The 11,254-nt window shown below is 73.8% G+C and carries 8 protein-coding genes; 6 read left to right on the top strand and 2 right to left on the bottom strand.

Annotated features, from left to right (window positions below):
- Positions 1–121 precede the first annotated feature (121 nt).
- From AB0B01_RS14655 to moeZ, 5 genes are all read left to right on the top strand, one after another.
- Positions 122–1,861, top strand: a complete 1,740-nt coding sequence (locus AB0B01_RS14655; RefSeq protein WP_361717668.1) for a DUF3492 domain-containing protein — start codon at positions 122–124, stop codon at positions 1,859–1,861.
- A complete protein-coding gene (locus AB0B01_RS14660) occupies positions 1,858–2,769 on the top strand; it encodes a hypothetical protein (RefSeq protein ID WP_361717671.1) in 912 nt (303 codons plus the stop codon). Before AB0B01_RS14655 ends, AB0B01_RS14660 begins: the two co-directional genes overlap by 4 nt.
- Before the next feature lie 101 nt (positions 2,770–2,870).
- On the top strand, positions 2,871–3,908 hold the full coding sequence (locus AB0B01_RS14665) for an NAD-dependent epimerase/dehydratase (protein WP_361717674.1): 1,038 nt from the start codon (positions 2,871–2,873) through the stop codon (positions 3,906–3,908).
- Positions 3,896–4,654, top strand: a complete 759-nt coding sequence (locus tag AB0B01_RS14670; RefSeq protein WP_361717677.1) for a spherulation-specific family 4 protein — start codon at positions 3,896–3,898, stop codon at positions 4,652–4,654. Before AB0B01_RS14665 ends, AB0B01_RS14670 begins: the two co-directional genes overlap by 13 nt.
- 63 nt (positions 4,655–4,717) lie before the next feature.
- Positions 4,718–5,896: an adenylyltransferase/sulfurtransferase MoeZ gene (gene moeZ, locus AB0B01_RS14675; RefSeq protein ID WP_356849824.1), complete on the top strand. Its 1,179-nt coding sequence runs from the start codon at positions 4,718–4,720 to the stop codon at positions 5,894–5,896.
- A gap of 96 nt (positions 5,897–5,992) precedes the next feature.
- Here the strand turns inward: moeZ and AB0B01_RS14680 are convergent, their stop codons facing one another.
- Both AB0B01_RS14680 and AB0B01_RS14685 read right to left on the bottom strand, forming a co-directional pair.
- Positions 5,993–7,615 carry an alpha/beta hydrolase gene (locus AB0B01_RS14680; protein WP_361717681.1) on the bottom strand — a complete coding sequence of 541 codons (1,623 nt, stop codon included), beginning with the start codon at positions 7,613–7,615 and terminating at the stop codon, positions 5,993–5,995.
- A gap of 331 nt (positions 7,616–7,946) precedes the next feature.
- Complete coding sequence (locus AB0B01_RS14685; RefSeq protein ID WP_361717684.1) at positions 7,947–10,778, bottom strand: lysylphosphatidylglycerol synthase transmembrane domain-containing protein; 2,832 nt, start codon at positions 10,776–10,778, stop codon at positions 7,947–7,949.
- Between the two features lie 110 nt (positions 10,779–10,888).
- Between AB0B01_RS14685 and AB0B01_RS14690 the strand changes: the two genes are divergently transcribed.
- On the top strand, positions 10,889–11,245 hold the full coding sequence (locus tag AB0B01_RS14690; protein ID WP_361717687.1) for an MGMT family protein: 357 nt from the start codon (positions 10,889–10,891) through the stop codon (positions 11,243–11,245).
- The last annotated feature ends 9 nt before the right edge of the window (positions 11,246–11,254 follow it).

The following is an 11,254-nucleotide window of genomic DNA, read 5'->3' on the forward strand; positions in this document are numbered from 1 at the left end:
GGCGCGGGGGCGGGCGACGGACAACCGTCCGTCGCGCCACCGGCACATCCGCTTGAGTTCTCCCGCGGCGGGTCACCGGACCGGAGGCGACCGCCTGAACGGGAGAACGGGGGTGCCACTCGTGCGGATCGGACTGCTCACCGAAGGTGGTTATCCGTATGCGACGGGAGAGGCCAGGATCTGGTGCGACCGGCTCGTACGCGGCCTGCCGCAGCACGAGTTCGAGCTCTACGCGCTGAGCCGCAGCGCCGAGCAGGAGGAGCGCGGCCGGGTCGTCCTCCCCGAACACGTCACCCGGGTCTCGACCGCCCCGCTGTGGGCCCCGGCCGACGACGGCCGGAGCTACTCCCGACGCGAACGCCGGCGTTTCGCCGACTGCTTCAAGGAGCTCGTCCGGGGCATCTGCGTCGGCGAGCCCGCGGTCTTCGCCGCCGGCCTGTACGGGCTGGCCGAACTCGCCCGCGAGCAGGGCGGGCTGTACGCGGCGCTGCGCTCCGAGACCGCGGTGCGCGCCGTGGAGGCCGCCTGCCGCGCCTCGGGAGCGCGCCGCTCCGTACAGCGCGCCCAGGTGGCGGACCTGCTGGAGTTCGTCGACGCCCTGGAGCGGCTGCTGCGGCCGCTGTCCCTCGACTGGTACGAGGACCTGCGCGAGGTCGACGTGTGCCACGCGGCCGCGGGCGGGGTGGCGGCGCTGCCCGGACTGCTGGCCAAACGCTTCTTCGGGGTTCCGCTGCTGGTCACGGAGTACGGGGTCCAGCTGCGGGCCCACTACCTGGAGGACGCCGAAGGCACCCGGCCGGCCGTGCGGGCCCTGCTCGCGGCCTTCCACGTACGGCTGGCCGCCGAGATCTACGCCCGCGCCGACCTGCTCACCCCCGGCAATGCGCACGCCCGCCGCTGGCAGGAGCGGTGCGGGGCGCAGCGGGAGCGGGTGCGGACGGTGTACCCGGGAATGGAGGCGGACCGATTCGCCACCGTCGGGGAGGCGCCGGACCGCGGAGACCCGGACACCCTGGTGTGGGTCGGCCGGGTCGAGCCCGCCAAGGACCTGATCGCCTTGCTCCACGCGTTCGCCGAGGTCCGCAAGGCCGCGCCGGGGACCCGGCTGCGCCTCTTCGCCACGGCGGCGGTGCCGGGCTACCTCGCGGACTGCCGCTCGCTGGCGGCGCAGCTCTTCCCCGACGAGGCAGCCGACGCGGTCACGGTCGGGGAGAACCCGGTCACCTTCGAGGAGATCGGCGGACCCGAGGCCCCCTCGTCGGCCGACGCGTACGGCTCGGGACGCGTGGTCGTCCTGTCCTCGGTGATCGAGGGCTTCCCCATCACCTTGGCCGAGGCGATGTTCTGCGGGCGGGCCACCGTGTCCACCGACGTCGGAGCGGTGTGCGAGGTCATCGGCGGCACCGGCCTCGTCGTCCCCCCGCGCAATCCGCGGGCCCTGGCCGACGCCTGCCTGGCGCTGCTGGGCGACCCCGAGCGGGCCGGGCGGCTGGGCGCCGCCGCCCGGGCGCGGGCCCTGGAGCTGTTCACCGTCGAGCAGAACGTGGCCGCCTTCCGGGAGATCTACCTTCAGCTGCTGGCCCGCGGGCCGGGGCGCGCGGGCGCCGGGGTCCCCTTCGCGCAACCCCCGGAGGCCCGGATCCCGGGCCATTGGACGACCCCGACCTGGGCGTCCACGCCGAGCGCGGGCGCGGGGCCCGATGCGGGCCCGGCGACCGACGCGGGTCCGGCCGCGTTGCCGGTTCCCGCCGCGGGCGCGGCGGCGGCTCCGGGCCCGGCTTCGGCCGCGGACGCGGCCCCGGACGTGTATCCGGGCGCCTCGGGCCCCGGCGCGGCAGCCCCCTCGGAGGCGGCGGTATGACCCTCGACGAAGCGGCACCCCTCGCCCCCGTCCCGGGGACACCCCGCCGCCGCGCCGCCGGCGACCCCGTCAAGACCCTGCTGCACCGCCACCGGGCGCTGTGCGAACGGGCCGTGGACCCGCTGGAGATCGCCGCCGGGCTGGAAGCCCAGGGCATCACCGACCGGACCGCCGCCCGCTTCCGCCACCGCGACGTCTTCTCCCTCGCCGAGGAGCTGTACGCCCGGACCCCGCGCGGGGACGAGCCCGCCGCCCCGCCCGCCGGCCGGGCGCTCGACGTCCGAGCGTTACGCGGCTTCGGGTACGCCCTGCTGCCCGGGGCCCTCGCGCTCGGGGCCGCAGCAGCCGGGACGCCGTTCGCGGGTCCCGTCGCCGTACTCGCCACCGTCGCCGCCCTGGTGCGGCCCGGCCGGCCCGGCGGGGCCGCAGGCGGCCGCTTCCCGTACGCCGCGCACCTGCTCGCCGCGGCCGTCGTCGGCTGGGCGGTGTACCGCCACGGCACCGCCCTCGGGGTCGCCCTCGCGCTGGCCGTGGCCCCCGGCCACCTGATCGGCGCCCTGTTCGCCGCCCGCTCCCGGCGCAGGCTCGCCGGGAGCCGCGCCCTGGAGGACTTCGCCGAGGGGACCCGGCCGCTGCTGCTCGGCGCGGTGGCCGCCTTCGCCGCAGCCGCCGCCGGGGCGGCCGCCCTCGCCGGGACACCGCTCGCGCTCGCCGTACCGCCGGCCGTCCTGCTGTTCCTCACCCGCCTGCTGCTCGGCCACGGCGCCGCGCGCGGACCCGTGACCGCAGCCCTCGCCCTCGCCCTCGCTCTGGTCCCCGTCCCGCCCGCGGTGTCCGCCGCCGCGGCCGGGCTCCTCGTACACGCCCTCGTCGCGCTGTCCCGCGCGTCCGCCCACGCAAGGCCCTGAACCGCCGAACCCGGCCCCCACCCCGACCCCGACACGACCCCTGCCCACCGACGAAGGAGACACAGGATGACCGGCCAGCCAACCGATCAAGGGGCCGCGCGATGAGGGTGCTGCTGATCGGAGCCAACGGATACCTCGGCCGCTACGTCGCCGACCGCCTGCTCGCCGACCCCGCCGTCCAGCTCACCGCGCTCGGCCGCGGCGACGACGCCGACGTCCGCTTCGACCTCGCCACCGGCAGCCCCGGCGCGCTCACCCGGTTCCTCGACGCCGTCCACCCGGGCGTCGTCATCAACTGCGCCGGCGCCACCCGGGGCGGCGCCCGGGAACTGACCCGCCACAACACCGTCGCCGTCGCCACCATCTGCGAATCGCTGCGCCGCAGCGGCTGCGGGGCCCGCCTCGTCCAGCTCGGCTGCGCCGCCGAGTACGGGCCCAGCCAGCCCGGATCGTCCACGGCCGAGGACGCCGTGCCCAGACCCGGCGGACCGTACGGCGTCAGCAAGCTCGCCGCGACCGAGCTGGTGCTCGGCTCCGGACTCGACGCGGTCGTCCTGCGCATCTTCTCGCCCGTCGGACCCGGCACCCCCGCCGGATCCCCGCTCGGCCGGCTCGCCGAGGCCATGCGGCGCGCCATGCAGAACGGGGACGGTGAGCTCAAGCTCAGCGGGCTCGGCGTCCAGCGCGACTTCGTGGACGTCCGGGACGTGGCGCGGGCCGTGCACGCCGCCTCGCTCTCCGCCGCCCAGGGCGTCGTCAACATCGGCACCGGCCGCGCCGTCCGGCTGCGCGACGCCGCGGCCGTGCTGGCCAGGGTCGCCGGCTACGGCGGGGCCCTGCACGAGCTGGACGTACCGCACGGCGGAGCGCAGCAACACGCCCACGGGCACGGGCCCGGACACGGGCACCCGGGCCGGCCGGCCGGTCTGGCGGCCATCGGAGCCCCGCGTTCGGAGGCCACGCCCGAGCAGATCGCCGCGGCCGCCACGGTGCCTGCGGCGTACCCGTACCCCGACGGCTGCGGCGCCTGGCAGCAGGCCGACGTGCGCACCGCCCGGGACCGGCTCGGCTGGCGGCCCCGCATCAACCTGGAGGAATCCCTCGCGGACATCTGGATGGAGGCGGCGTGCCGCATCTGACGACACAGGCCGCGGCCGCCGCCGCCACCGAGGCGGGCCGTCTCGGCCTGGGCGTGCCCGGCTACGCGCACCCGCTGCTCGCGCCGGTCGAATGGGCCGAGCTGACCCGTCCCGGAACCCCGCTGCACTGGACCGTGCTCAACGTCGCCGACGGGCCGGGCGGCCGGCCCGACCCGCAGTGCACGGAGGCCGCGGCGAAGCTCCGGGACGCCGGCGGCACCGTACTCGGCCATCTGGCGATGCGGGACGGGTCCCGCTCCTTCGGGGAGCTCGTCTCAGACGCCCACCGCTACCGGGACTGGTACCGGGTGGACGGGTTCTACCTCGCCGACGCCCCCGCGGACCGGGCGGACCTGGCCGCCGTACGCCGGGTCGCCGACACGCTGCGCGGGCTGTGCGACGGGGGAGAGGCGCTGCGGATCGTGCTGGGACACGGCACGCACCCGTACGAGGGCTACGTGGAGGCCGCCGACCAGCTGGTCACCTTCTCCGGCGCATGGACGGACTACCGCTGGTCCCAGGTGGCGGAGTGGACCGCCGAGTACCCGGCGGAGCGGTTCTGCCACCTGGTGCACGGGGTGCCGCGCACGCACCTGGAGGAGGCCGTGCGGATCGCCCGCTGGCAGGGCGCGGGCACGATCTGGTTCACCGACCGGCGCGGGACGGGAGAGCGGGACCCCTGGGCGTCAATGCCCGCGTACTGGGACGAAATCGTCTCACGCATCGGACCAGGTGTCTCGGAATGAAGAAGGGCGTGGCAGTGTTACGGAAAGAACCACCGTTCAGACATACCCATCTACGGAGTCCCCGTGTCGCTGCCACCCCTGGTCGAGCCAGCTGCTGAGCTCACCGTTGACGAGGTTCGTCGGTACTCCCGCCACCTGATCATCCCGGATGTCGGGATGGACGGCCAGAAGCGCCTGAAGAACGCCAAGGTGCTGGCCGTGGGCGCGGGCGGCCTCGGCTCTCCCGCCCTCATGTACCTCGCCGCGGCCGGCGTCGGCACGTTGGGCATCGTGGAGTTCGACGAGGTCGACGAGTCGAACCTGCAGCGTCAGATCATCCACAGCCAGGCGGACATCGGCCGGTCCAAGGCCGAGTCCGCGCGCGACAGCGTGCTGGGCATCAACCCGTACGTGAACGTGGTCCTTCACGAGGAGCGGCTCGAAGCCGACAACGTGATGGAGATCTTCAGCCAGTACGACCTCATCGTCGACGGCACGGACAACTTCGCCACGCGCTATCTGGTCAACGACGCCTGCGTGCTGCTGAACAAGCCGTACGTGTGGGGCTCGATCTACCGCTTCGACGGCCAGGCCTCGGTCTTCTGGTCCGAGCACGGACCGTGCTACCGCTGCCTGTACCCGGAGCCCCCGCCGCCGGGCATGGTCCCGAGCTGCGCCGAGGGCGGCGTCCTGGGCGTGCTGTGCGCGTCCATCGGGTCCATCCAGGTCACCGAGGCCATCAAGGTCCTCACGGGTGTCGGCGAGCCGCTGGTCGGCCGCCTGATGATCTACGACGCCCTGGAGATGCAGTACCGCCAGGTCAAGGTCCGCAAGGACCCCGACTGCGCGGTCTGCGGCCCGAACGCGACCGTCACCGAGCTCATCGACTACGAGGCCTTCTGCGGCGTCGTGTCGGAGGAGGCCCAGGAGGCCGCGGCCGGTTCGACGATCACTCCCAAGCAGCTCAAGGAGTGGATCGACGAGGGCGAGAACATCGAGATCATCGACGTCCGCGAGAAGAACGAGTACGAGATCGTCTCGATCCCGGGCGCGAAGCTGATCCCCAAGGGCGAGTTCCTGATGGGCACCGCGCTCCAGGACCTCCCGCAGGACAAGCGGATCGTCTTGCATTGCAAGACGGGTGTCCGCAGTGCGGAAGTCCTCGCGGTCCTGAAGTCCGCGGGCTTCGCGGACGCGGTCCACGTGGGCGGCGGCGTGATCGGCTGGGTCCACCAGATCGAGCCGGAGAAGCCGGTCTACTAGTTCTCCGGTCCTCCAGTCCTCCTCCCGGAGGCACTCGCAGGCCCTTGGACGACGAGGGGCCGTACCGCGCACGCGGTACGGCCCCTCGGTCCGTTCCTACCTCGCCGAGGCGGAGGAGGCGGAGAAGGCGGAGGACGCGGAGACGGCGGTCGCGGAGGACGAGGCGGACGAGGAGGACGCGGTGCAGACGGTATTGGCCGCGGGCACCTTCCCGTCCAACAGGTAGGCGTTCACGGCCTGCTGCACGCACTTGTCGCCGCTGTTGTACGCCCCGTGCCCCTCGCCCTTGTACGTGAGTTCCACGCCGACACCGGGCCCGAGCCGCTCGACCATCCTGCGGGCGCCCTCGTACGGGGTCGCCGGGTCACCGGTGTTGCCGATCACCAGGATCGGGGCGGCGCCCGGGGCGGAGACGTCCGGGGTCTTCCAGGCGCCCGGGACCGGCCAGTCGGTGCAACTCATCAGCGCCCAGCCGAGGAAGTCCCCGAAGACGGGGGAGGCGGCGCGGAAGTCCGGCAGCTTCGACCGGGTCTGCGCCAGGGTGAACCGGTCCTTGGAGTCGGCGCAGTTGATGGCGGCGTTGGCGGCGCCGATGTTGCTGTAATGCCCTTGCTGGTCACGCCCGTTGAGCGCGTCGGACAACGCCATCAGCAACTGCCCCTGGCCGCCCTCCGCCTCGTCCACGCCCTGCTCCAGCAGCGGCCACAGCTCCTGCGAGTACAGGGCCTGGGCGATGCCGTTGGTCGCCGCGGAATCGGTGAGCATCCGGCCGCCGAGGCCGGGGATGGGCTTCGCGGCCAGGTCCTTCTGGAGCTTGAGGATGTTCTCCTCGATCTCCTGGGCGGTGCTGCCCTGGATCCGGCAGGCCTCGCCCCGGTCCACGCAGTCCTGCGCGAAGTTGCCGAGGGCCAGTTGGAAGCCCTTGGCCTGGCCGAGTGCACCTTCCTCCGCGGTCTTGGTGGGGTCGACGACGGCGTCGAAGACGGCCCGGCCGATGTTCTTCGGGAAGAGGTGCGCGTAGACCCCGCCGAGCTCGGTTCCGTAGGAGATCCCGAAGTAGTACAGCTTCTCGTCGCCGAGGGCCTGGCGGATCCGGTCCATGTCGCGGGCGGCGTTCTCCGTCCCGACGTAGGGCAGCACCTTCCCGGACTTCGTCTTGCAGGCCTGCTGGTACTTCTTGATGTTGTCGACGAAGACGGCCTCTTCCTGAGGGGTGTCGGGCGTCGAGTCCTGGGAGTAGTAGGCGTCGAGCTGCTTGTCGTCCTCGCACTGGACGGGGGCACTGCGGCCCACCCCGCGGGGGTCGAAGCTGACCAGGTCGTAGCGGGCGCGCAGGGCCTCGTACTCCTTGGCGGCGCCGGGCAGCGTACTGATCCCGGACCCGCCGGGCCCGCCGAAGTTGAACACCAGCGAACCGATCCGCTTGCCCTTGTCCCGGGCAGGCGCCTTGATCAGTGCGATCGGGACCGTCTCCCCCTCGGGCTTCGCGTAGTCGAGAGGCACGTGCAAGGTGGCGCACTGCCAGTCCTTGGGCGGCGCCTGCCCGCCGCCTTCGGCGACGGTGGGAGCCCCGCACTCCCCCCACTTGAGCGGCGCGGCCCCCTTGGTCCCGCCGGCCCGGGGGGTCTTCTCCTCCCCGCTGTCAGAACACCCACCGACCCCGGCCAGCAGGGTGGCGAGCACGGCGAGAGCGGAGATCCGCGGCAGGTTTCGCGACATACCCCCATCCTGCGCGCCCCCACCCACCCCCGCCCCCGCGCTGACCCATCCGGGTCGGACCGGCGAGCGGCTGGGCCGAATCGCGGTCCCCGCCGGCTCAGCGGTACGGGCTCCGGCGGCCGGTAATCCTCTCGGACGCCGTCAGGGGGGAGGGAATCCAGGTGGCCCTGGGCCAGTTCTTCCGCAGCTGAAAGCACCGGCAGGCCAAGCGCGGTGGGGCTGACGATGGCGAGGGGGCAGCCGCCCCGCTCCTCGTCTCCGCGTCCGCATCGGCAACTCGGCCGGGTCCTGGCCGGATGGCATCCGAGGCGGCTTCCCCGGATGCCCTCCGCTAGATGGCTTCCTTGCGGGTGAGGAAGTTGAACGAGATCCAGCCCGGGAGGACCGGCAGCCAGAAGGTCATCAGGCGGAACAGCAGGACCGCCGAGATGGCGACCTCCTTGTCCAGGCCCGCCGCGATCAGGCCGAGGGTCAGCGTCGTCTCCACCGCGCCGATGCCGCCCGGGGTCGGGGCCGCCGAGCCCAGGGCGTTGCCGGCCAGGAAGACCACCGCGATGCTCGCGTAGCTCAGGGCCTCGCCGCCGCCGAAGGCACGGATCGAGGCGTCCAGGCACATCACGAAGCAGCCGGTCAACAGCAGCATGCCGCCGATGCCCGTCATCAGCTTCTGCGGCCGCTGCAGGACGTCCAGCATGCGCGGCACCACGCCCGCGAACAGGGCACGCACCCGCGTCACCACGAACTTCCGCAGGAACGGCACCGCCGTCACCACCAGCACCAGCACCGCCACCGTCAGCAGGCCCGCGATGACCGTCCTGGACGGGGTCATCTCGGGGGTCTTCTCGGTGCCCGTCAGGTAGCCGAAGGCCAGCAGCAGCAGGACGTGGCTCGCCAGGCCGAACAGCTGCGAGGCGCCCACGCTCGCCACCGCCAGCCCCGGCCGGATCCCCGCGCGCTGCAGGAAGCGCGTGTTCAGGGCGACGCCGCCGACCGCCGCCGGGGCGACGAGCTTCACGAAGGACCCCGCCACCTGGGCGACCACGGTGCGCAGGAACGGCACCCGTTCCGGTACGAAGCCCAGCAGGCTCATCGCCGCCGCGAAGTAGGTGAGCGCCGAGAAGGCCAGTGCGGCCCCCACCCAGCCCCACTCCGCCTCGCCGATGATCGTCCCGAAGTCCACGTGGGCCAGCTGCGTGAGCAGGAAGTACGCACCGAAGGCACCGGCGATGAACGACACCAGCGTCCGCGGGCGGATGCGCTCCAGCCGGGCCGGCTCCACCGGGGCCTGCGGGCGGATCAGCAGCACCTGCTGGCGGATCTGGCTCAGCAGGTCCTCCTCCCGGGCCCCGTCCAGGGCGTCGTCCAACGCCTTCTTCTCGGCCTTCCGGTCGGCCGCGGAGGTCGTCCCCGCCCCGGACTCCGCCCCGGCGGCCGCCTCCCGCGCCGCCTTCGCCGCCCGCGAGGACTCCAGTACGGCCTCCCGCTGCCGGTCGGCCCGTTCCCGGGCCAGCCTGCGCAGCGTCGACCGGGTGGAACGGCTCAGCGCGATCGGCTGGAGCAGCGGCAGGCAGTCCGCCACCGTGTCGGGGCCGAGCACCGACACCGCCGAGGCCACCGCCCGCTCCGCGCCGACCCGCAGGCCGAGCGTGGTCAGCAGCTGCGCGGTGTCCATCCGGAGCACCAGGTCGCCGGCCGCGATCTCGCCGCCGCGCAGGTCGGTGAGGATGACCTTGCCGGAACGATCCACCAGCAGGGCGTCACCCTCAAGCCGGCGGTGCGCGATCCGGCGCGACTGCAAGGCCCGCACCTGCTCCCACGCGTTGCGGGTCAGGTCGTCGGTGATCTCCTCGTCGGCGAGGGCGTGCAGCGGCCGGGCATCGAGGTGCTCGTACACGAGCATGACGGCGTCCGGGCCCAGCTCCGAGGTGGCGATCAGCTTCGGCGCGTTGGCCCCGGCCGCGATGGCGGCGTACGCGAGCAGCGCCTCCTGCTCCAGGGCCTGGCGCAGCGACTGGAGGCTGCGCCGGGTGGTGATGCCGCGCAGTGTGAGGCGGCGCCAGACCCGGTAGAAGAAGCCGTGGGCCTGCTGCTCGCGGTCGACGACGGTGACGTCGAGCGGCGGGCCGTCCTCCAGGGTGACGTGGTAGCGGCGGCCCCGGTCGCTCACCTCGGGGGTGTCGCCACCCTCGGGGACCTCGGCGCGCATCGCGCTGACCGGCTGGAACCCGACCCGGCGCAGCCCGGCCAGCAGGTGCTGCCCGGTGGGCCGCACGTTCGGCGAGCCGACGGCGTACAGCGTCCCGTACGCGACGCTCCAGCCGATCAGCACCGTCAGGATGATCGAGAACGGGGTCGTGTAGCCGCTCACCAGCATCGCGAACGCGTCGAGCAGCAGCACCACCCACAGGGCGACCCGCCAGCGGGGCCGCCGCGTCATGCCGACGGCGGTCATGTACGCGATGACCGGCGCGAGGTAGCCGTGCACCGGGTCGGTGAGGGCGCCGCCCGCCCCGGTGGCTCGGGTCAGGGCGTCCTGGATCGTCGCGGGGGCGGCCTGGGAGACCCACAGGTCGGTGGCGAGGGTGACGCCGTGGGCGAGTACGGCGGCGAGGACGCCGTCGGCGATGCGCAGTCCGTCGCGTTTGATCAGCCGTTCGATGGCGAAGGCGACGGGGACGAGCAGGACGGCGATGCTGGAGACCAGCCCGGCGACCTTGATCAGGAGGTCGGGCGCGGCGCCGGTGCCCTGGGAGATGTCGGCTTCGAGGCCGGCGGTGGTGCCGTGGGCGAAGGCGGCGATGGCGAGGACGACGGCGATGCCGAGGATGCCGACGAGGAGGCGGACGAGGTCGGAGGGCCGGTGCACCCGGGCGGCGAGCAGCGGTTCGTCGCCCTCGACCTGGTCGGCGGGGTCGGAGCCGAGGCCGTGCTCCTCCCCTGACGCGGACCCGGCGGACCGGGCCCCGGCGCCGGGCGCGGCAGGGGCGGTCTCCGGCCCGGTCCCGGGCTGCGACGCGGCCCTGCTCCGCTCGCCGGGGCCGGAGTCCGGGCGGGGTTCGGGGCGCGGGTCCGGGCGCGTGCCGTCGTCCTCTGCCGCGCCGTCCGGAGGGCTCACACCCTGCTCCTTCGTCGTCACTTCCGTCTCTTCTTGATCACGTATCACCAGTCACCGCCCGGAAGATGGTGGCACGGACCGGAGGGCAAGGGAGGCATCAGGGTGCGCGCCGGTGCGGAGGGAAACCCTCCGCGGGCCTGTCGGCGACGTGCGGCACCATGGGCGGAATGAGCGAAGAGCTGCCCGCGTACGCGGAGCGGGTGCTGGAAGCGACCGAGCGGATTCCGCCCGGCCGGGTGATGACGTACGGGGACGTGGCCGAATGGCTCGGCGAGGGCGGCCCGCGCCAAGTCGGCCGCGTCATGGCCCTGTACGGGGGAGCCGTGCCCTGGTGGCGGGTGGTGCGGGCGGACGGGCGGCCCCTCCCGGGCAGCGAGCACCGCGCCCTTCAGCACTACCGGGCCGAGGCCACGCCGCTGCGCCTGACCGCCGACGGCGAGGCCCGGCTCGACATGCCGCGGGCGCGCTGGGACGGCCGGGACGTACGCGAGGAGCGGGAGGGGGCTCACACCTGACAGCTTCGT

This window comes from Streptomyces sp. NPDC044571 (assembly GCF_040647115.1).
GTDB lineage: Bacteria > Actinomycetota > Actinomycetes > Streptomycetales > Streptomycetaceae > Streptomyces.